The 21,037-nt window shown below is 60.7% G+C and carries 22 protein-coding genes, 1 tRNA gene and 1 pseudogene; 8 read left to right on the forward strand and 16 right to left on the reverse strand.

From position 1 onward, the window contains the following. Nucleotides 1-100: 100 nt before the first annotated feature. The 3 genes from M6689_RS12745 to M6689_RS12755 all read left to right on the forward strand — a co-directional run bounded on the left by M6689_RS12745 (nt 101) and on the right by M6689_RS12755 (nt 4,167). Nucleotides 101-3,484 carry an acyl-[ACP]--phospholipid O-acyltransferase gene (locus M6689_RS12745; RefSeq protein ID WP_298272357.1) on the forward strand — a complete coding sequence of 1,128 codons (3,384 nt, stop codon included), beginning with the start codon at nt 101-103 and terminating at the stop codon, nt 3,482-3,484. A gap of 246 nt (nt 3,485-3,730) precedes the next feature. Next, nucleotides 3,731-3,901 carry a hypothetical protein gene (locus tag M6689_RS12750; protein ID WP_298272359.1) on the forward strand — a complete coding sequence of 57 codons (171 nt, stop codon included), beginning with the start codon at nt 3,731-3,733 and terminating at the stop codon, nt 3,899-3,901. 29 nt (nt 3,902-3,930) lie between these two features. Next, nucleotides 3,931-4,167, forward strand: a complete 237-nt coding sequence (locus tag M6689_RS12755) for a hypothetical protein (protein ID WP_298272361.1) — start codon at nt 3,931-3,933, stop codon at nt 4,165-4,167. Here the strand turns inward: M6689_RS12755 and M6689_RS12760 are convergent. Next, nucleotides 4,149-4,478: a hypothetical protein gene (locus M6689_RS12760; RefSeq protein WP_298272363.1), complete on the reverse strand. Its 330-nt coding sequence runs from the start codon at nt 4,476-4,478 to the stop codon at nt 4,149-4,151. The two genes, M6689_RS12755 and M6689_RS12760, sit on opposite strands and share 19 nt — an antisense overlap. A 269-nt stretch (nt 4,479-4,747) precedes the next feature. On the opposite strand from M6689_RS12760, the gene M6689_RS12765 reads away from it, so the two are divergent. After that, nucleotides 4,748-4,963, forward strand: a complete 216-nt coding sequence (locus M6689_RS12765; protein WP_298272364.1) for a hypothetical protein — start codon at nt 4,748-4,750, stop codon at nt 4,961-4,963. Continuing rightward, entirely contained in the window at nt 4,957-5,646 is a 690-nt protein-coding gene (locus tag M6689_RS12770; RefSeq protein ID WP_298272366.1) for a hypothetical protein, read from the forward strand. Before M6689_RS12765 ends, M6689_RS12770 begins: the two co-directional genes overlap by 7 nt. Nucleotides 5,647-5,892: 246 nt before the next feature. On the opposite strand, the gene M6689_RS12775 is transcribed toward M6689_RS12770, so the two are convergent. From M6689_RS12775 to M6689_RS12795, 5 genes are all read right to left on the reverse strand, one after another. Next, nucleotides 5,893-5,967 (reverse strand) — tRNA-Gly (locus tag M6689_RS12775). 67 nt (nt 5,968-6,034) lie between these two features. Then, nucleotides 6,035-6,739 (reverse strand): ABC transporter ATP-binding protein, encoded by a 705-nt coding sequence (locus tag M6689_RS12780; protein ID WP_298272368.1) that lies wholly within the window; start codon nt 6,737-6,739, stop codon nt 6,035-6,037. A gap of 9 nt (nt 6,740-6,748) precedes the next feature. Further along, nucleotides 6,749-7,909 carry an FtsX-like permease family protein gene (locus M6689_RS12785; protein WP_298272371.1) on the reverse strand — a complete coding sequence of 387 codons (1,161 nt, stop codon included), beginning with the start codon at nt 7,907-7,909 and terminating at the stop codon, nt 6,749-6,751. A 17-nt stretch (nt 7,910-7,926) separates the two neighbouring features. Beyond that, nucleotides 7,927-8,376, reverse strand: a complete 450-nt coding sequence (locus tag M6689_RS12790; RefSeq protein ID WP_298272374.1) for a DUF2318 domain-containing protein — start codon at nt 8,374-8,376, stop codon at nt 7,927-7,929. Between the two features lie 49 nt (nt 8,377-8,425). Continuing rightward, complete coding sequence (locus M6689_RS12795) at nt 8,426-8,845, reverse strand: heavy-metal-associated domain-containing protein (protein WP_298272376.1); 420 nt, start codon at nt 8,843-8,845, stop codon at nt 8,426-8,428. A 256-nt stretch (nt 8,846-9,101) separates the two neighbouring features. Between M6689_RS12795 and M6689_RS12800 the strand changes: the two genes are divergently transcribed. Next, nucleotides 9,102-9,845, forward strand: coding sequence for a TerC family protein (locus M6689_RS12800; protein ID WP_298272379.1), 744 nt, complete (start codon nt 9,102-9,104; stop codon nt 9,843-9,845). Nucleotides 9,846-9,917: 72 nt separating this feature from the next. Then, a complete protein-coding gene (locus M6689_RS12805) occupies nt 9,918-10,370 on the forward strand; it encodes a hypothetical protein (RefSeq protein WP_298272381.1) in 453 nt (150 codons plus the stop codon). On the opposite strand, the gene M6689_RS12810 is transcribed toward M6689_RS12805, so the two are convergent. Beyond that, on the reverse strand, nt 10,367-10,684 hold the full coding sequence (locus M6689_RS12810) for a hypothetical protein (RefSeq protein WP_298272383.1): 318 nt from the start codon (nt 10,682-10,684) through the stop codon (nt 10,367-10,369). The two genes, M6689_RS12805 and M6689_RS12810, sit on opposite strands and share 4 nt — an antisense overlap. Nucleotides 10,685-11,086: 402 nt before the next feature. Here M6689_RS12810 and M6689_RS12815 point away from each other — a divergent pair, with 402 nt between their 5' ends. Next, nucleotides 11,087-11,449 (forward strand): hypothetical protein, encoded by a 363-nt coding sequence (locus M6689_RS12815; protein ID WP_298272385.1) that lies wholly within the window; start codon nt 11,087-11,089, stop codon nt 11,447-11,449. Nucleotides 11,450-11,608: 159 nt separating this feature from the next. Here the strand turns inward: M6689_RS12815 and M6689_RS12820 are convergent, their stop codons facing one another. The 9 genes and pseudogenes from M6689_RS12820 to M6689_RS12860 form a co-directional block, all read right to left on the reverse strand. After that, complete coding sequence (locus tag M6689_RS12820; protein ID WP_298272387.1) at nt 11,609-12,079, reverse strand: hypothetical protein; 471 nt, start codon at nt 12,077-12,079, stop codon at nt 11,609-11,611. Nucleotides 12,080-12,147: 68 nt separating this feature from the next. Then, on the reverse strand, nt 12,148-12,795 hold the full coding sequence (locus M6689_RS12825) for a YHS domain-containing protein (RefSeq protein WP_298272390.1): 648 nt from the start codon (nt 12,793-12,795) through the stop codon (nt 12,148-12,150). Between the two features lie 36 nt (nt 12,796-12,831). Beyond that, nucleotides 12,832-13,254: a cytochrome c gene (locus tag M6689_RS12830; protein WP_298272392.1), complete on the reverse strand. Its 423-nt coding sequence runs from the start codon at nt 13,252-13,254 to the stop codon at nt 12,832-12,834. A gap of 25 nt (nt 13,255-13,279) precedes the next feature. Beyond that, nucleotides 13,280-14,149, reverse strand: a complete 870-nt coding sequence (locus tag M6689_RS12835) for a GerMN domain-containing protein (RefSeq protein WP_298272394.1) — start codon at nt 14,147-14,149, stop codon at nt 13,280-13,282. Between the two features lie 67 nt (nt 14,150-14,216). Further along, nucleotides 14,217-14,693 carry a hypothetical protein gene (locus tag M6689_RS12840; protein ID WP_298272396.1) on the reverse strand — a complete coding sequence of 159 codons (477 nt, stop codon included), beginning with the start codon at nt 14,691-14,693 and terminating at the stop codon, nt 14,217-14,219. Between the two features lie 83 nt (nt 14,694-14,776). Further along, nucleotides 14,777-17,914: a CusA/CzcA family heavy metal efflux RND transporter gene (locus M6689_RS12845; protein WP_298272399.1), complete on the reverse strand. Its 3,138-nt coding sequence runs from the start codon at nt 17,912-17,914 to the stop codon at nt 14,777-14,779. Nucleotides 17,915-18,007: 93 nt separating this feature from the next. Continuing rightward, nucleotides 18,008-19,414 carry an efflux RND transporter periplasmic adaptor subunit gene (locus M6689_RS12850; RefSeq protein WP_298272402.1) on the reverse strand — a complete coding sequence of 469 codons (1,407 nt, stop codon included), beginning with the start codon at nt 19,412-19,414 and terminating at the stop codon, nt 18,008-18,010. Beyond that, complete coding sequence (locus M6689_RS12855) at nt 19,401-20,675, reverse strand: TolC family protein (RefSeq protein WP_298272428.1); 1,275 nt, start codon at nt 20,673-20,675, stop codon at nt 19,401-19,403. The genes M6689_RS12850 and M6689_RS12855 overlap by 14 nt, the downstream gene beginning before the upstream one ends. 215 nt (nt 20,676-20,890) lie before the next feature. Then, a pseudogene (locus M6689_RS12860) lies at nt 20,891-21,031 on the reverse strand (helix-turn-helix domain-containing protein); the annotation flags it as partial. Between the last annotated feature and the right edge of the window lie 6 nt (nt 21,032-21,037).

A 21,037-nucleotide genomic window follows, 5' to 3' on the forward strand; every position in this document is an offset into this window, starting at 1 on the left:
ATCATGCTAATTTTTTTGACTTTAATAAATTTGACCAATGTGGCATGCTCCGTGCTTCTATCCTTACGAACACCACTTCTACGGTCGAGAGAGGCGCATTATGAACAAAGATAACGGCACCAGCCTGCCGGGCGGATTCCACTGGCTGAACATCACCCAGTTCCTCGGGGCGATGAACGACAACATCCTCAAGCTCCTCATTGTCTTCTGCCTGATCGGCGCCCAGGGGCCGGCACAGGCGGGCATCATCACGGCACTGGTCGGGGGAGCCTTCGTTCTTCCCTTCCTGCTCTTCTCCGCCCCGGCCGGGTGCCTGGCCGACCGGTTCAGCAAGTCCCGCTCCATCGTCGCCATCAAGGGGATCGAAGTGGCGGTTACCGCCCTGGCAGTCGTCTCGTTCGCCCTGGAGCTCCATGCCGGGCTCTATGTGGTGGTCTTTCTCATGGCCACCCACAGCGCCTTCTTCGCACCCGCCAAGTACGGGAGCATTCCCGAGCTGGCCGGCAAGGAACAACTTTCCAGGGCCAACGGCCTCATGGAGTCGTTCACCTTCCTGGCGATCATCGTCGGCACGGCCCTGGCCTCGGTGCTGGCCCAGGCGGTCGGCGGGAAGTTCTGGCTGGCGGCCCTTTGCTGTCTTGCTGTTGCCGTTGCCGGTCTGCTTGCGTCTCTCAGGATCGGAAAGACCGTCCCCGCCGACGGATCCCGCAGGATCGCCTTCCTGCCGGTCGAGATCTTCAAGACCATCGGCCAGATCAGGAGCGACAGTGACCTGATGCTGGCGATCATCGGCCTTGCCTATTTCATGCTCGTCGGGGCCTTCGCCCAGTTGAACCTCATCGGCTATGGCATGGAGCGTCTGCACCTCTCGCAGGAGCAAAGCGGCTACCTCTTCCTGGCCGCCGCGTTCGGGATCGGCGGAGGCTCCCTGCTGGCTGCCAGGCTCTCCGGGCGAAACGTTGAGTTCGGCATCGTCCCGATCGGCGCCATCGGCCTCGCCCTCGCTCCGGTCCTTCTTCACCTGACCCCGGCAAACCTCCAGTCGAGTGTCGGCATCATCCTCCTGTTCGGGGTAAGCGCGGGGCTCTTCTCGCTTCCCCTCCAGACCTCCATCCAATTCAAGGCCGACCCCGCCACGAGGGGAGAGGTGCTGGCCGCGTCGAGCTTCATCAACTGGGTTGGCATCCTCATCGCCTCGGGACTCACCTTCCTCTTCAGCAGGCTCGGGCTGACCGCCGCCCAAGGGTTCAGTGCCATCGGGGGGCTGACCCTCGCCCTGTCCCTCGTCACGCTCTGGAAGCTCCCCGACTTCCTGCTCCGGTTCATCGCCCTGGTGACCATCCGCCTCTTCTACCGCATCCGCATCATCGGCGGCGAACATGTCCCGGTAGAGGGACCGGCCCTTCTCATCCCGAACCATGTCTCCTGGGTTGACGCTCTCCTCCTTACCGCCACCAACCAGCGGCGGATCCGCTTCGTTATGGAGCGCAGCATCTACAACACGCCGGGCCTGAACTGGCTCTTCCGGCTGATGAAGGTCATCCCGGTTTCCTCCGCGGACGGGAGAAAGGAAATTCTGGAGTTCATCAAGACGGCCCGGGCGGCGATGGACGAGGGGTTCATGGTCTGCATTTTCGCCGAGGGAGAGATCACCCGCTCCGGGATGCTCCGCGAGTTCCGCGGCGGTTTCGAGCGAATCGTCCGAAACAGCGGCTATCCGGTCATCCCGGTCTACATCGGCGGGGCCTGGGGGTCGATCCTCTCCTATGCCCACGGGAGGCTCCTCTCCCGACCGCCCGCCCTTGCACCGTATCCGGTCACGATTCTTTTCGGCAAACCGATGGCAGCCACCAGCACTGCCAGCGAGGTCCGCCAGGCGGTCATGGAGCTCTCCTGCGATTACTACGAATCGAGAAAACCGCAGCGCAGGCCCCTCGCAGAACGGTTCATCGAGACCGCCCGCCGGAACCGGTCCAGAAAGGCGATCGCCGACACCTCCGGCAAGGAGCTCTCGTACGGTGACGCGCTGACCGGCGCCATCGCCCTCGCCAACGCCCTGAAGCCGCTGGTAGGAAAGGAAGAACACGTGGGGCTCCTGCTCCCCCCATCGGTTGGCGGAGTGCTGACCAATCTCGCCCTCTCGTTTCTCGGGAAGATTCCCGTGAACCTGAACTACACGGCGGCAGAAGCGTCATTTCGCTCGGCGGTCGGCCAGTGCGGTATCCGGACCATCATCACCTCCCGGGCCTTCCTGGATAAAGTCGCCGTCCCCACGACGGACGCAGCGATGCTCCTGATGGAGGAGATGGTCCCGACGATCGGCAAGCCGGCCAAGCTGTGCGCCTGGCTGAAGGGGAGGCTTCTCCCCGCCCGAATGATCTGCAGCCGTAACGGGTTCGCCCCCGACAGGCCCGCCACGGTCATCTTCTCCTCCGGCAGCACCGGCGAACCGAAAGGGGTGATGCTGACCCACCACAATATCGCCTCGAACATCGAGGCGCTGCGGATGGTCTTTCGTGTCAACCTGAACGACAACATCTGCTCGGCCCTCCCCTTCTTCCACTCCCTCGGCTTCACCGCCACCCTCTGGTTCCCGCTGGTCAGCGGTTTCTCCGCCGCCTACCACGCGAATCCAATGGACGGCGAGAAGATCGCCCAGGTGGTGCGGGAACACCGATCCACCCTTCTCCTTGCCACCCCGACCTTCCTGCTGGCCTATCTCAGGCGGGCCAAACGGGAGGACTTCGCCTCGCTGCGCCTGGTGGTCACCGGAGCGGAAAAGTTAAAGACGAAGGTCGCCGACGCCTTCGAGGAAAAGTTCGGCGTCCGGCCGATGGAAGGGTACGGCGCCACCGAACTGTCGCCCGTCATAACATTAAGCCTCCCGGACGTGGAGATCGACGGCGTGCGCCAGTATGGCGCCAAGGAGGGGAGCGTCGGCCACCCGATCCCCGGCGTGGCAATCAAGGTGGTGGATCCCGACACCCACGAGAGGAGAAAGCCGGGCGAGGCGGGACTGATCATGGTCAAGGGGCCGAACGTGATGCTCGGGTATCTCGGCCAGCCCGACAAGACGGCGGAGGTGATCCGTGACGACTGGTACGTGACCGGCGACATCGGCGTGATGGACGATGACGGCTTCATCCGGATCACCGACCGTTTGAGCAGGTTCAGCAAGATCGGCGGAGAGATGGTGCCCCACGGCGTAGTCGAGGATGAACTGCATGCCCGTCTCGGCCAGACCGCGGTCCTGGCGGTCACTGCACTCCCGGACGAGAAGAAAGGGGAAAGACTGGTTGTTGTCTACACCAAAGGCACAACCGATGCCGCAGCGCTCCACGGGCTCCTGGCAGCGAGCGAGCTCCCGAACCTCTGGAAACCTGCCAAGGAGTCCTACATTGGTGTGGAAAGCCTGCCGATGCTCGGGACCGGGAAGCTCGACCTGAAAGGATTGAAGGAGATCGCGCAGCTTGCCTGCGGATAGGAAGCCCGATCCCTTGGATTTCGCCCAAGGGACGCCCTGCCGGATTACTGGCAGGGCATTTTTCGTGAAGTATATCATGCCAGCAAGGCATACATAAAATGTACATTAAATATTAAGAACGCGGGCTTCCCCTTCGCTGCGAAGGCCAATTCTCGAAACATTCCAGTCACTTACAAAAGCGGCACAACGTGGCACGCTCCCTGATATGCACATATCAAAGAGATCGTACCGACAAGGAGGCACATCATGGAAGCGTTCATCATCACACTGGCGGAAGCTACCTTCCTTCTCACCGCATTGACCGGCGCCATTGCAGCCAACCGTCGCTGCCGCGACCGGCTGCTTGCAACATCCCGGGGACGGCGAATCCGCAGGGGTATGCTTTACGCCTGTTCCACCGGGATCATGCTGCGTTGAACCATCCTTGCTCCGGATCGGAGGAAACCATGAAGATACTTTTCGTGCTTCCTGCAAATGCAACCCTGAGAGTAACCCCTGACCAGCCGGCCGTCCCGCGGAGGAAGATAGCCCTCCTCTCATTCCGGCTCAACATGACCTACCGCTACGACAACATCCAGGAAGGGATCGTCGGCCGAAACCATGCAGCCCTCGCCGCCGCGATCGGTACACCCTCCTCCTTTCCCCTCCCCGTGGCAGGATGTTCTCAAGGAGACGTGCCATGAAAACGCCTCTCCATGGATCGCAGATGACCCCCGCCATCACCGGGACCAAGGAGACGGCCCAGCGGCGGGCGGACCAGATAAAGGCCTTCGGGCACGAACTCGAGGAACTGGAACGCGATAAGATCCTGCTCCTGACCCCCGAACAGCGGGAGCGGATCGGCGGGTACCACGCTGAAACCTTGAAGCGACTGGCCCGGCAGTTCGATATCGACGTAACCCCGGCGGCAAAACAGATGTCGCTCGGGATGCGAGTGGTCTCCTTCCTCGGGGCCCTTGCCTTGTCCAGCGCCGTTTTCTTCTTTTTCTACCACTTCTGGGGATACTTCGACACGCCGGTCCAGGTCGCCATCCTGATTACCGCCCCCCTAATGCTTCTCGGCGGGGTGGAGTTTGCCGCCCGCCGGGAAAAGACCCTCTACTTCGCCTCGCTCATGGGCCAGGTGGCCTTTTTCCGCCTTCGTTCTCGACCTCACCATGATCGGCCAGATCTTTTCCATAACGCCGAGCCAGAACGCCTTCCTCGTCTGGGGGCCTTTGCCCTGATCCTCTCGCGTACGGCTATCGCCTGCACCTCCTCCTCGTGGCAGGGCAGACCTGCCTGCTCGGCTATCTCGCCGCCACAATCGGAACCTGGTGCGGCGTCTACTGGCTCTCCTTCGGGGAGCGGCCGGAGAACTTCATCCTCGCCGGGACGGTCATGGCTGCCGCGTCGCTGCTCCCCTGGCACCGGCAGAACGGCTTTGCCGGCACGTACCGGCTCTACGGGGCGCTCACCGTCCTCACACCGCCGTGCTGATCCTTTCCCACTGGGGAGGGGGGAGCTACGCGCCCCTGGAGGGCACAAGCATCGAACACTTCTACCAGGTCGCCGGCTTTGGCCAGCCCGGAGAGGTCGTTGAAACTCTCTACTGTGATCCAAATGCCTTCACGCTGCTATTTGAAGCCGACATTAAAGATGGAATGGATTTCGAGAAATTCCCTTATCCAATTCCTGATTGCCTACGAACCGTAGATGGAAAATTTCGTGGTGAGATTATTGTCACCCTCTGCTATTCGCCTCCCCTTGACGGACAACATGGCGTTGAATACTGTCGCGCAAATATTGACCTATCATTTGGCACCTACGACCTTAAGGCTGACGGAAAACGCCATCAACATGGAGTCGTACCGCTGGAACCGGGAGAGAAAAAGTTGTTATATGAAGCAAAACTGATCGAGCACGGCTTTAAGTGGTCGCCAGTCAAAGTTTACCGCGCTCGTTTTCCCAAAGGAGTTGCCGGGAGTGACTGGAGGCTTAAGCTTAATGTTCTTAGGCGAGCGGGGGAAGCACCTCCCGACATTCCGCAACGCGCTGTTGTGCTCGTCACCTTGAGAGGGCTAGATGGAGCCGATCCAGTCTACGAAGATGGCGTTCGCGCTTTGACCCGCGTCGGCTGGGCCGCACAGGTTGTTTCACAACCTGTTCAGATCATGGCATAAGTGCTTTGGATTATAGACAAGATGTCCCAGAAATGTTCCCACGCAAAACAAAAGGGGTTAGCCTGTTTTGGCTAACCCCTTATTTTTGTTGGAGGAGCGAGCGGATTTGAACCGCTGAATAAAGAGTTTTGCAGATCTTTTTTGTCATAACCCATCCTATAAAGCGCAGTCCGACAAGAGGTTACACGAGAGGTTACACGAAAAAGAAAAAAGGGTTAGGCAAACGGCCTAACCCTTTAATTTCTTTGGAGCGGGAAACGGGATTCGAACCCGCGACTTCAACCTTGGCAAGGTTGCACTCTACCACTGAGTTATTCCCGCGAAACAGGTTCCCGTTATATAGCAAAGGGACGCGGGGGGAGTCAACACTTTTTTCGTCCGGCTCCCTTCAGGCGGCACTTCGCGCGGGGGTCGCTCCACGGCGCTCTTCTACGATCACCCCGTCCCGCAGGGAGATGGTCCGGTCGGCGTAGGCGCAGTTTTCCGGGTTGTGGGTGACCATGACCACCGTCTGGCCTTCTTCGTTGAGGCGGCGGAAAAGGTTCATCACTTCTTCACTCGTTGCGGAATCGAGGTTGCCGGTGGGCTCGTCGGCCAGAAGTATCGGCGGATTGTTGACGATGGCACGGGCGATGGCGACCCGCTCCTGCTCGCCGCCGGAGAGCTGGTTCGGCAACCGGGCCGCCTTGCCGGCAAGACCTACCCGTTCCAGCGCCTGGTCGGCAGCCTTCACCTTTTCCGCTTTTTTCATCTTCGTGATCGCCAGGGGGAGCATGACGTTCTCCCGGGCGGTGAGATACGGAATCAGGTGGAACGACTGGAAGACGAAGCCGAGCTTTTCCGCCCGGAAGTCCGCCAGCCGTTCGCCGGGAAGCCGATAGAGCTTCACTCCAGCCATCTCCACCTCACCTTCCGTCGGATGGTTCATCCCGCCGAGGACCGAAAGAAGCGTGCTCTTCCCCGATCCCGACTGTCCCATGATGGTGACGAACTCTCCCTGCTCGATGGTCAGGGAGACTCCCCGCAGGGCCGCCACGATGTCGTCGCCGCTGCGGTAATGCTTCTTCAGATTCTCGATCGTAATGAGTGCCATGGTCTCTCCTTACAGTGCTCTCAACGCTTCGGTCGGGTCCATTCTGCTCGCATGGAGCGCGGGGTAGAGGCTCGCGAGCATCCCCACCACCAGAGAGAGGAGAATGGAGCCGGCCATGACCGTGCCATCCCAGACCAGCGCCGCGTCCTTCGTCTCCGCCATGAACGGCAGGGCGATCCCGGCTCCTCCCATTCCGGCGGCATAGCCGAGAAGGCCGGCGAGGAGACTGACGAGCGCCGCCTCCAGTAGGATGATCCGGATGATGTGGCTCTTGCGGAAACCGATGGCCCGGAAGACGCCGATCTCGGTGGTCCGCTCGTTGACGCTTCCCATCATGGTGACGAAGACGATGAGGGAGCCGATGAAGACCACTACGCCGGCCACGGCAAAGGCAAAGCGCCGGAAATGGTCGAGGGCCTTGAGCCGCGACTCCACCACCTGCTGAATGGCGGTGACCCTGGCGTCGGGGAGTTTCTCGGCGATCTGCACCACCATGTCGCCGATGGGGCAGCCGGAGCAGAGGGCCGCCACCTCCACCAGGGTGATCCGCCCCTCCTTGCCGAGGAGCCTCTGGGCACCGCGCAGCGGCATGAAGACGAGGGAATCGTCCTGGGATCCGGTCTCGGCGAGGACCCCGGAGACGGTGAACGTCCTGCCGGCAACGGCAACCGTGTCGCCCGGGGTGAGGTGGACCGAGTCGGCCGCGGCGCTGCCGAGCAGGATTTCGTCTTCTTTTTTGGGGACTTCGCCAAAGATGCTCCACCACTGCTTCATCTTCAGTTCCTTCTCGAAGTCGACTCCGACCAGCAGTGCGTCCCGCGTACCAAGCCTGATCCCTCCCAGGACCTTGGGCGAGACGGCGAGGATGTTCCGGTGGTTCCTGATGGTGGTGATCTTCGCCAGGTCCTCCTCGCGGATTTCCCGCTGGTCGAAGGTGACCCGGCCGAGGCTGATGCCGCCGTAGCTCATGGAGAGGTCGTTGCTCTGGGGCATGATGAGGATGTTCGCCCCGAACTCGTCCATCTTCTTGCCGATGTCGCGGGACATGGACGAGGTGATGGTGACGAGGGTCACGATGGTGGCGATCCCCACCATGAGGCCGATGGTGAGAAACGCCATCTTTGCCTTGCGGCGGCGGAGATTGTTGATGGAGATATTATGGAGCTTCATGGCATATCCTGGCGCGTTTAGAAGAACCGGGCCCCGGCCATCAGGTCGGAGACCGCGATGATGATGGAGCCTCCGGCCTGGCGGCTCGGGAGGAAGGAGGGGTTGCAGCCGCCACCGGCCCCGTGGCCGATCCGGTTGATATCGAACTTCCTGTTACACTGCTTGCAGATCATGTATCCCCCGCCCTGCTCGTACCCCTTTTTCTCGCGGAAGCAGACGTCGCAGGCGTCAAAGGCAGTCTTGACCGCGCCGGCGGGAGACTTGACCACGAAGAATGCAACATCCTTTCCCCCCTGGGAGTACTTGTAGAAGTGGGCCGTACCGTCGGAGACCGCGGCAAGCGGGATGGCGACCGCGCCATTTACCGCCTTCACCTTCTCGTACCTCCCCAGCCCGGGGAACGAAAAGGCGGCCCCCACCCCGACCGCCGCGAGAATGATCACGAGGGCTGCCACCCAGGACTTCATGAAACTTTTTCCCGATCTGCTCATTGTCTGTTCCTTTCTTTCGACAGAATTATCGGACGGTCCGGCCGGCGTCACAGCATCCGCCGCCGCAGCCGCCGCCCGGCCTGGACACCACGAGGCTCTGGCCGGTCATTGTCTTGTACTGTTCCGGGGTCACGACCTGAAGGATGCTGGTGCCGTAACCGGTGCCGGTCACCCGCTCGGCGATTGTTTCGGGGCGGATCCGCTTCGAGTCGAAGCCGACCACGACCCGTCCGGCGTCCACGTTCACCTGAACCGAGGCGATGCCCTCCTGCGCCTTCAATGCGTTTTCGATGCGCGCGGCGCAGCTTCCGCAGGTCATTCCCTGGGTCCGGAGCACCGCCACGGCGTCGGGCGATGCCTCCAGCCGGACCGAGAAGGCGAAGATTCCCACCACCAGGCAGGCGGCGATCACCAGGGTGGCGTTGATCCACTTTCTGTTTGCCATCGGAAACCTCCCAGCAAACTCACTAACAAGGTTCATGCCAACCGGTCGTTCGCAAATATTCCTGCAATTACGGCATGTTACAAATACACCACGCAAGCCGGGATAACGTCTGCAGAATAGTACCCATTTTCAATGTCGACTATTCCACAGCAGGAGGGGGAAAAGAATTTTCGTTCGAAGAAAGCAAGTTGACAGGGGCCAGAAGCGCCGGTATATGTGGGCACCGACATATCAACCTTTCAAGGAGTTTTCACAGATGGACTGGCTCACCGATCCCCAGGCCTGGATTGCCCTGGCGACCCTCACCGCCCTCGAAATTGTCCTCGGCATCGACAATATCATCTTCATTTCCATCCTCTCGGGAAAGCTTCCCGCCAGCCAGCAGAACCGGGCGCGCCTCACCGGCCTTGCCCTGGCCATGTTCACCCGGGTCGGGCTCCTCTTCTCCCTCACCTGGCTCATGGGGCTCACGGCGCCGCTCTTTTCGGTGCTCGACCGCGAGATTACGGGACGGGGACTTATCCTTCTGCTGGGGGGGCTCTTCCTGCTGGCCAAGAGCACCATGGAGATCCACGACAAGCTCGAAGGGGAGGAAGGGCACGCGTCGGCCAGGGGGGCGGCCTCCTTCGCCGGCACCATCATCCAGATCCTGCTGCTCGACATCGTCTTCTCCCTCGACTCCATCATCACCGCCATCGGCATGGCCAGCCAGCTCGCCGTCATGGTTACGGCGGTCGTCGTCGCCGTCGGGTTCATGATGCTCTTCTCCGGGAAGATCAGCACCTTCGTGGACCGTCACCCCACCATCAAGATGCTCGCCCTCTCCTTCCTGATCCTGATCGGGGTTGCATTGATCGGCGATGCCCTCGGCATGCATATCCCGAAGGGGTACATCTACTTCGCCATGGCGTTTTCGGTGGGGGTGGAGATGCTCAACATGCGGGTCCGCGCCCGCGGCACCCCGGTCAAGCTCCACCAGCCGTACGATGGGGAGTCTTAGGAGCCTGGCCCCGCCACACCTCCCCGCATTCTGGTAAAATGGTTGTAACAGCTGCGGTACAAGCGGGGCACCATGAACAAAGTCGCAATCTGGATCGTCTGTCCCCTGTGGGGCGCCCTGGTTTTCTGGGGCGAGGATCTCCTCGTGACCCACTTCGAAGAGGGGTGGTCGACGACTGCCTGGATCACCGCCAAGACGGTCGCCCTGCCCGTCACCTGCGGCACCGCCTTCTGGCACCTCGTCAAAGCAACCTCTTCGCAGCAGCGGCTCATGAGCGCCGCCATGGCGATGGTCGCCGGCATCTGGATCGGGGGGCCGATCTACTATATCCTGCTCCGCGTCACCTCGGAGGGCCCGATGTCCGCCGGGGAGATGCTCTTCCACACCATCCTCTTTCCCCTCTCGACCCCTCTCATGGCACTCTACAACGGCTCCTTCGGCGGGCTGATGATCACCTCGGCGGCGCTCGGGGTGCTCGGGACCGGCTGGCTCGGAGTGCCGGCGAAGCGGGAACGGAAGGGTTAGATCACACAGCAGTCCGGCACGTTGTACTTTTGCGCCTCGGCCTTCAGCTGCGCCCTCGCCTCTTTCAGCTTCTTTTCGAGCTCGTCGATGCGCTGGCTGTTGACATTATTGTAAGAGTACTCGGTCCGGATGGCGAGGTCGAGGGACTTCGCCCGGGCGCGGAGCTCCTTCGTGGTCTGCTGGTACTGCTGCACCGACTGATCGTGATTGCATACCGCTTCGGCACCGCACATGTCGCATCCGGCCCCATAGGCCATCCCGCCGGTAAGGATCCCCAGTGCCGCCACAACTGCAACAATCGATTTCCTGTTCATAAAGTTCTCCTTCCTCCGGTGATTCGCTCTCGCCGGGTACGCAACGGAACTTCTCTGGCATCTCCCCCGGCTTCTGAACCGTACATTTCACAGGACATGCCAAAATCAACCACCCGCAACACAATGTAATCATTGCATTTTATTTCGGCGCCCGGTTGCCGGTTTCTCCGGGTAGAGAATATTCCACTACAGCTCAAGAATAATCTGCACGTTCCCGACAACGGAGCCGGGACAAAACGGGTGTACCTTTGGCAAGCTTTCCCGGCAATTGGAATCTCGTGGCGAAAGTGGAGGATCCGCACGAATGGTGTAAACTTATACCGACGCGAAGAAAGGGGGTGAAACGAAACATGCTCGCCTGAGGCTGTAGGAAGTGAAATCATTTAAAAAAGGAGGATTGTCATGCGTTTCATCACTGCGGTTATCGGAATCCTGATCGTCTCGTTCCTCGTCACGGCCCCGCTCAAGGCGGTGGCTGCCGACAAGGTGTCGAGCGAAGTGGTCATGAAGGTCGGAAACAAGGTGCATCTCTTCCACAGCGGCACGGCCGACGTGAAGAAAGAGATCTGCCTGAACGATGTACTCAAGGTTTATCGGGAAATCGGCGGCGCCAAGAACCCGAAGATGGTCGAAGTCGGCAAGGTGAAGGTGGAGTCGTATGTCGGCAGCCACTATTTTGAAGCTCAGGTGGTCAAAGGCGAGATCCGTCCCGGCGACATCGCCACCAAAAAGACCGCATCCTGCCTCGTTCAGCCAGTCAAGTAAGTCGGATAACCGGGCCAACGACGTCCCGGTATTCCACCCCCCTCCTCATTCACAACCCTTGGATCGCCACATACGAAAAAAGGCCCTCGCCGGAAGACAAGGACCCTTTTCATGCTTTAAAAAATCGCGGGTGTGTCGCTCAGGCCCACCATGTGAGGGCTATCTGCTTCCCTTCTTCCATTGAAACGCCAGTTTCCCGCCGTAGTGCCCGAGCAAAACCACCACCGGCAGCGCGCCGAGGAGGCTTCCCGCGTAAAGCCACTTCAAAATCCCGCCGTGGTTGAGCACCTCCGGGAAGGCGAGGCGGATACCCGCGGCGCTTCCCTCGAGGAGAAAGAGGAGCCCCGAGAGCCACATCTTCCGGTAAAAGATGGGGGCGCGGCCGCCGTGGAACTTTGTGCGCCAGTCGCGAAAGCCGGAGAAGAAGGAGACAGGCGTCACGCAGAGGGCAAGGATGATCAGGTGGAGGACGGTCCGCTCGAAGTAGGGATTGCCGCTGAACAGGGCCAGGAGCAGGAAAAGCACGGTGGCGGGGAGGAGGCCGTTGCTGAAATGGGCGGCGACGGCGTGGAGCACGAAGGTGTCGCAAATATCCTTGAAAAAACGGGTCATTTTATCGTTTCGAGACATTCGCCGGCTTTCCTGACAACATCGCCTTCCCTCACATCTCCCTGCGCTCCCCCGATCCCGCGCAACGGCTACGCGTCCTTCTCCTTAAGGTATGCCTCCTTGCAGTGTTCCGAACAGAAATAGAGGGTACGGCCGTGCCGCTCGATCCTGCTTGTCGCGGCGGTCGCCGAGATCGGCATGCCGCAGACCAGGTCCACGACGATATTGTCCTTCTGGTAGAGGGGGTGGGTTTCCAGGCGGAGATAGACATCGACGAATTCGAGGATCTTTTCATCCACCCACCGGCCGACCGCTTCGTCGGCCCCTTCGAGCGGAAAACCCATCTCATCATTCCGTTTGTATTCCATCAGCACAGGAAGTATCTGAAGATCGTAGCGGACCGTCATTCCTCCATCCGCCCCCCCGGGGAGCAGGCCGATATCGAGGGTGACGGTGGCGGGAAACCGCGGGGTGTGGGCAAACTGGCAGGCGCAGTGGAAATCGGCGCCGGAATGGCGATCGTAAACCATCGCATTGTCGAACTGCTGCGACAATTCCACCACCTTCGGATGGACTACCGATTCCAGCAGGCGGTAGGCGGCAGCGGCAAACCACTCACGCTGATCCAGCATCTCCTTCATGGAGCTGTCGAGAAGTTGCTGTTTCTGCGCGAGCTCGCGGCCATGCTCGTCGAGGCGCCTGCGGATCTTTGCCGATAATTGTTCGGTCTCTGCCATGATGATTCCTCCCGCCCCGATGACCGCCGGGCCTGGTCAGTCCCGAAAGCCGGCGTGACACTCGTTGCACCGTCCTTCGGCCTTCCTGAAAGCGGCCCCGGCTCCCGTGACATCTCCCCGCCTTGCCATGGTTGCCGTTGCCCTGACGTCGGCAGCGAAGGCGTCGGCAATCTTCCTGAATGTGCCAAGATGCTTCGGATTCTTGTGGGGCCTGGATTTCTTCAGGTCCTCAATGGTCGCCAGTATCTTCTCCGACTCTGAAGCGACCGTCGCGACATCCCCTTTCTCCAGCGCCCCTTTGATCTTTGCCTGGGCTTGGGCATACATAGGCATCATCCTGTGGAACTTGTCCATCTGGGCATCACTGTGTTTCTTCCCATGCACTTCCCCTTCGTGGGCAAAGGCGCCACCCCGGGTAAACACGATTGCGACCGCAACAAGCAAACATACCTTCTTCATGACCGTCATCCTTTCCCAAACCGCCTCAGTGTTCCCTGACTTCCAGCGCAAACTCCCCATCCCCCGACGCTTCCCGCCCTATCTTATCGACAACCTTCCAGCGGACCTTCACCGGCATTCCCGCCTTGAAGAGCGAGTGGTCCTTCGGCTTCAGCACCGCGGCCATGTCGAAGACGGAGTGGTAGACCTCCCCGTCGAAGGGTTTGCCGTCACGTCCCGTCATCTGCAACTCCCTGATCTCCACCGGGCGATCGAAATAGGCGCTGACCTCCTCCACCTCCCGCGCCCCCTTCTCCTTCACCGCCGTCACGCTGAGCAGACGGGGGGGCGCCGGTTCGAGCACCGCCGCATCCACGGGGAGGAGGGTGGCTTTCGCGTAATCGAGCATCTTCCCGTCAGAGAGGAGCCTCACGCCTTTCACACCATCGAACTGGGTGAGGGTCATGACGAGGGCGTTCAGCGTCCCTTCCCTGTTCGCGCCGCCCTTCAGGAAGTCCTTTCCCAGATCGACCGTCACAAGGCCTTTTTCCCGGGAGATCGCCTGGAGATGGGCACCGGGCGCGAACGGCTGGAGGAATTCGTCTTTGTAGCTTCCCACATTCATGCCGCCGATGAGCCGCTCTACCGCCACCTTCCTGATGCTCCCCTCGTCGAAGGTGAAGAAGGGAAAGGGAACCACCTTCCCCGGCTCCCCGGCCGAGGGGAAATAGATCACAAAGGCGTAGCAGCTCCCCTTGTCGGTGGTGGGCGGGGGGCCGAAATACTTCTCGTACGCCGCCGTGGCGGAGACCCGTACCGGTTTCGCCGCCGGCGGAGCACTCCCCTTCTCCCGGCATGAGGCAAGGAAAACCGCGACCAGGACGGCCACCGCCAATAAGAGAAGCTCCTTCTTCATGCTAAACCTCCCGAAAAGGAAAGGGCGACCCCGGCGGCCGCCCTCCTGCCCGCCGCATCGGGCCGGACTACTTTACCGTGTACCAGAACTTGGCGCTGCGCACCTTGCCGTCCTTCAGCTTGAACCTGGCCATCACGCCGTACTTCCCCTTCTTGGAGAGATCGAAATCGGCGCCGAAGTGCCCTTCCATCCCCATCAGGTCCTTCTCCTGCGTGCTCTTGTCCGGGCCTTGAATCTTCACGCGAACCTCACCCTCGGTGAGCGGCTTGCCGCTCTTGGCGTCCTTGAACTCGACCATGAGGTGATGGGTCTCCTTCATCCCCATCGGCATCTCCATCCCCTTCATATGCTCCTTCATGCTCATGATCTTGAAGGTCGCCTTGACGCCGTCGACCACCTCCTCATGGGCCGCCTTCCCCATTTCCATCATGTGCCCGCCATGCTCCATCTTCATGGAGCCGTGCTCGTGCTCGGAGGCGAGGACCGCCATAGGGGCCGTCAGGGCAAAGGATGCTGCTGCGACGATGACTGCGAGTTTTTTCATGTTTTTTCTCCTTGTTGTTGTGTGTAGGGGCATTGCCCTGATTATGGGCGATCACAAGGATCGCCCCTACAAATTGTGCCGCCTCAATGCTTCATGCCGGAGTACTTAAGTTTACCCTTTTTAAGATCATGTTTCTTCATCAGGACGAAAATAACCGGCGTCATGATCAGGACGTGGATGGCCGAGGAGATCATCCCGCCGATCATGGGTGCCGCGATCGGCTTCATGACGTCGGCACCGGTGCCTGTGGACCACATGATCGGGACGAGACCGATGAGGGCCACCGCCACGGTCATCAGTTTCGGCCGCAACCGCAGCACCGCCCCCTCGAAGGTGGCGTCGTAGATATCCTGCTCCGTCACCGGCCCGTTGATGAGCCGCTTGTCCAGGGCCTCGTGGAGGTAGATCACCATCACCACCCCGGTCTCCACCGCCACGCCGTAGAGGGCGATGAAGCCGACCCAGACCGCCACCGACATGTTGTACCCCAGGGCCTTCACCAGGTAGACCCCCCCCACCAGGGCGAAGGGAACCGAGAGCATGACCATGCTCGCCTCCAGGGCAGAATGGAAGGTGAAGTAGAGGAGGATGAAGATGATCAGTATCCCTGCCGGGACCAGGATCTGGAGGCGCTTCTTGGCCCGGATCTGGTTCTCCCACTGCCCCGACCAGGCGACGTAGTAGCCGGGGGGAAGCTTCAGCCGCTTCTCCAGCACCTGCTTCGCCTCGGTGACGAAGCCCCCCATGTCGCGCCCCCGCACGTTGAGGAAGACGATGGAGCGCAGGAGCCCCCCCTCGCTGTTGATCTCAGGGGCGCCGGTGGAGACCTTCAGCTTTGTCACCAGCGACAGGGGAACCTGGGCGCCGTTCATCCCCGAGACGAGCATGCGCTGGATGACCGGGATGTTGTCCCGATAGTCACGCAGGTAGCGGATCCTGATCGGAAAGCGGTCGCGCCCCATGACGGCGGTCGTGAGGGATTCCCCGCCGAGGGCGGTTTCGATCATGTCCTGGATATCTCCCACCTGGGCGCCGTAACGGGCCGCCGCTTCCCGGTCGACGTCGATGTCGATGTAGTTGCCGCCGGTCACCCGTTCCGCCACCACGTCGGCGGCGCCGGGGACGGTCTTCAGGATCCCTTCCGCCTGGACCGCCAGGTCCTTCAGGACGTTCAGGTCGTGGCCGAAGATCTTCACCCCCAGGTCGGTCCGCACGCCGGTGGAGAGCATGTTGATCCGGTTGATGATCGGCTGGGTCCAGCCGTTGCGCACGCCGGGGATCTGGAGCTTGCCGTCCAGCTCGGAGACGATGTCCGCCTTGGTGATGCCGGGACGCCACTTATCCTTCGGCTTCAGGATGATGATCGACTCGAACATGGAGACCGGCGCCGGGTCGGTGGAGGTTTCGGCCCGTCCCACCTTGCCGAGGACATGCTCCACCTCGGGAACGCTCTTGATGATGGCATCCTGCAGCTGGATGAGGCGTTTGGCCTCGGTGACGGAGACGTTGGGGAGGGTCACCGGCATATAGAGGAGAGAGCCCTCGTCCAGCGGCGGCATGAACTCGGATCCGATCGACATGAACATCGGGATGGCGATCGCCAGGGCCACGACGTTGAGAAGGATGGTGGTCTTCTTCCACTTCAAGACCCACCGGATCACCGGCGAGTAGAGCCGGATGAAGAACGAGGAGACCGGGTTGGCGCTCTCCGGCGGCATCTTCCCCCGCATGAAGAAGTACAAGAGGACCGGGACGAGCGTTATGGCGATCATCGCCGATCCCATCATGGAGAAGGTCTTGGTGAAGGCGAGCGGATGGAAGAGCTTTCCCTCCTGCCCCTCCAGGAGGAAGACCGGAACGAAGGAGAGGATGATGATGGCGAGGGAGAAGAAGATCGCCCGTCCCACCTGCTTCGCCGAGGTGATGATCACCTCCAGCCGCCGCTCCTTCCGCTCTTCAGGCGGCAGCTCCGACAGATGCCGATAGCAGTTCTCCACCATGATGACCCCGGCGTCCACCAGTACGCCGATGGCGATGGCAATCCCCCCCAGCGACATGATGTTGGAGGTGACCCCGAGGAGATGCATGGTGATGAAGGCGAAGAGGACCGCGATGGGAAGGGTGAGGACGATCACCAGGGCGCTCTGGAAGTGGAGGAGGAAGACGAGGACCACCAGCGACACGACGATCGACTCCTCGGTCAGCGCCCGTTTCAGGGTGTGGATGGCCCGCTCGATCAGGTCGGAACGGTCGTAGGAGGCCATTATGGTTACGCCCGGCGGCAACCCCTTGGAAAGGGAGTCGATCTTCTCCTTGACCAGGTCGATGACATCCTTGGCGTTGGCGCCGTAGCGCATGACGATGATCCCGCCGACCCTCTCCCCCTCGCCGTTCATGTCGAGAAGGCCCCGCCGGATGGCGCCCCCCAGTTGAACGGTTCCGAGGTTCTTCAGGTAGATGGGGGTGCCGCGCATGTCGGCGCCGACGACGATGTCTTCCAGGTCCCTGGCCGACTTCACGTACCCTTCGCCCCGGATCAGATACTCCGCGTCGGCATTTTCAAGGAGCCTCCCCCCCACGTCCTTGTTGGAGCGCTGCACCGCGTCCATGATGTCGCGGATCTTGATGTTGTAGGCGAAAAGCCGGTTCGGGTCGAGGTCGATCTGGTACTCCCGGACAAAGCCGCCGATGGAGGCGACCTCAGCCACCCCCGGGACGGTGTTCAGCTGGTAGCGGACAAACCAGTCCTGCAGGGTCCGGAGCTGCTCCAGGTCGTACCCCTTCCCCTCGATGGTGTACCAGTACACATGCCCGACACCGGTGCCGTCGGGCCCCAAGGTCGGCGTCACGCCGGGGGGGAGGAGTGACGCGGCATAGTTGAGCCGCTCCAGGACCCGGGTCCTCGCCCAGTAGATGTCCGCCTTGTCGTCGAAGATCACATAGATCATCGAGAAGCCGAAGGCACTCGACGCCCGCACCGCCTTCACCTGGGGGAGTCCCTGGAGGTTCACCGCCAGCGGGTAGGTCACCTGGTCCTCCACCACCTGGGGGGAGCGGCCGGCATACTCGGTAAAGACGATCACCTGGTTGTCGGAGAGGTCGGGAATTGCATCCACCGGCGTCTTGTAGACCGCCCAGACCCCCCAGGCGATGATGAGGGCGAAGACCATCAGGATGATGACGCGGTTTCTGGCGGAGTATTCGATGATTTTCTCGATCATTAAAAAACCTCTTCAATGCAGTGAGATGATAGAAGTAAGACGTTAGACGTAACTGCATGTAACTGCACGTAACCGCTTTTCACGTCTCACGTCTCACATCTTCATGTCACCCATATCCATGCCGCCACCCTTTTTCGGGGCCGGAGCACCGGGCGTGTGCCCTTCATGGCCCGGCTGAGCCGGCGCGGCAGGTGGCTGCCCGCCCTTCTCCTCCATCTTCATGCCGGGCATCCCCTGGTGGCCACCGCCGCCACCCTTCAGCTGCGCCTCGGAGTCGATGAGGTAACCGCCGCTCGATGCAACCTTCTCGCCGGCATTCAGTCCCGAAAGGATCTGGATGTTGTCACCCGATCTGACACCGGCCTTGACATCCCGCGGCTCGAACATCCCCGGTTTCGTCTCCACCCAGACCACCTGGCGCTGGCCGGTGTCCATCACCGCCGATACCGGGACGACGATGGAAGTCCCCAGGGGTACCTTGACCGTGGCATTCACGAACATGTCCGGCTTTAGTCTCAACCCCGGGTTGGGGATCTCCACCCGCACCTTGACCGTCCGCGTCTTCTGGTCGAGGAACGGATAGATGAACGCCACCCTGCCGCGGAACGTCCTGCCCGGATACGACTGGGAGACAATATCCACCATCTGGCCGATCTTGATGTTCGGGAACTCGTTTTCGTAGACCTCCACCTCCACCCAGACCGTGGAGAGGTCGGCTATGTTGAAGAGCGGATCGCCCACGTTCACGTACTGCCCCTCCAGGGCGATCTTCTCGATCACCACGCCGGAGAGGGGAGTGTAGATGGAGAGACGGATGTTGGGCTGCCCCGCTTTTTCCAGCCCGGCAATCTGGGCATCCTTGACCCCCATGAGCTTCAGCCGTTGACGGGCAGAGGCCACCAGCCCCTCGCCCCCCTGGGAGATGGACTGGATCGGGGAGTTCTTGAACTGCTCCCGGCTTTTGAGGGCCAGAAGGTACTCCTGCTGGGCCGAAACAAGGTCGGGGGAGTAGACCTCTGCAACCGGTCTCCCTTTGGAAACGTAAGAACCGACGGTATTCACGTAGAGCCGGTCGATGCGCCCCGCCACCCAGGCGGTCACCTTCGCCTGCCGCGCCTGGTCATACTGGACGATGCCGACCGCATTGATCTCCTTGTTCAGGGGCATTGCCATGGCTTCCGTGGTAGCGACATTGGCCATTACCATCTGGGTCGGCGAAAGGGAGACATGACCCAGCATGGCCAGCTCCTTGCCGCTGGCCTGGGCGCCTTCAACCTTCTTGACCATGGTCATCCCGCAGATGGGACAGGAGCCCGGCTTGTCCTTGATGATGAAGGGATGCATGGGGCAGGTGTAGAGCACCTTCCCCTGCTGGCCCTGCTTTGCCTCCTGCGCCCCCTTCCCCCCCTCTTTCTGCTGCCAGAGGTAATAGCCGCCTCCGCCTGCCGCAAGAAGGAGAATCACCGCCAGAGGAATTACCACTTTCTTACTCGGTTTCATTGTCGTCCCTCGTATATTCAAGTTTTTTCCCCACCAGCGCCTCAAGCTGCGCCAGCTTCATCCCGTAGTCGGCCAGCGAATCGTAATACTCGCGCTCATAGTTGAAGAGTGTCACCCGGCTGTCCAGCAGCGTCAGGAAATCCACCTTGTTCACCCGGTAGCCGATGGTGGCCGACTCCAGCGACTGCTCGGCCTGGGGAATGATGCCGGTCTTGTAGAGTTCTGCCAGCCTTTTCCTTCTCTCCAGTTGGGCCAGCAGGTCGGCAATGCCGGAATTGATGCCGTTTCTGAGGCTGTTCAACTCTTCGGTGGCCATGTTTATCTCCGAGGACGACTCCGCCACCATGGCCTGCCGTCGCGCCCGCTGCACCGGCAAGTTGAAGGTGACCCCCAGGGAGTACATATCATCGCCGTTGCTCCCCTCGAATTGATCCCGCTGCATGTACTCTAAGGAGACATTGAAATCGGGATAGTACTCCTTCTCCGCCAGCCGGTGTCCCGCCCTCCCCTTCTCGATGAGGGCGTTCAGGCTCTTGAGCAGCGGGCGGTTGTCGGATGCGATGCCGCGCAGCTCTTCAGCGGAAAGCGTCAGCTGCTTTATCTCGAAATCGGGGATTGCGCCCACCGGCGTTTCCGCCGGACGGTACAGGAGGGCGTTGAGGTTTGCCTGGAGGCTCTTTCTCTGCTGCTCCAGGGAGATGCGCATATCGAGCATCTTCGAGCGTTCCACCTGGGCCTTGAAAACGTCCTGCTGCACCCCTTGGCCCACGGAATACTTGGTTTCGGCAAGGGTGATGAAATCGTCCAGGATCTTGATGTTCCGGTCCACGATCTCCAGGGACCTGTCGGTAAAGTATATCTGGTAGTAGGCCTCGGCCACCATCCGGCGCAGTTCGAGCTTGCGCTCCTCCACCTGCCACTTGTACGATTCGGCCTCCTTCGCCGCCACCTCCCCCTTGAGATCCCGTTTCCCCCAGAAGGGGATCTGCTGGGAGATCCCGATCACCTTCTGGGTCATGGGGTCTTTCCTGAAGTTGAAAGGGTCGCTGACGATGCCGTTCTGGATCTTCAGCATCAGCATCGGGTCCTCGAAGGACTTGGCTTGGGCAATCCGGTTCTTGAACATCTGCCAGCGGGCATCCGAAGCCTTGATCTCCGGGTTGACGGAGAGGGCCGTATCCACGAGCTTCGTGAGGTCCTCCCCCTGCCGCGCCTCCTCGGCGAAGGAGGTGGTGATGCCGGTGATCACGAGAAATATCATTGTGATGATGAGCGAGCGTGGTTTCATGCTTTCTCCCGTTTGTGGACTAGCTGCTCTCATTAAAAGCACAAGCCGTGCCAGTGGGCTAACAGCTTGATTTATCGTGATTTGTTCTGGCGGATCTTATTCCGTGGTGTGGACTATCCCTCACCACATGAAGAATAGTCAACGGCATTCTACTTAGACGGCAAGAGGCCATACATTACGGCTATCGGTCAGCCCGTAACAAACTTTAATTCTTTTTTCCCCATCTTCTGGGATTTCTCCGGGGGAGCGATCCCGTACTTCTCCATCCGGTAAATGAGGGTGTGGCGCGGGATGCTGAGGAAGCGGGCCGCCGCGGTCTGGTTCCAGCTCCGTGC

The sequence above is a fragment of the Geobacter sp. genome (assembly GCF_027327745.1).
Taxonomy (GTDB): Bacteria; Desulfobacterota; Desulfuromonadia; order Geobacterales; family Geobacteraceae; genus Geobacter.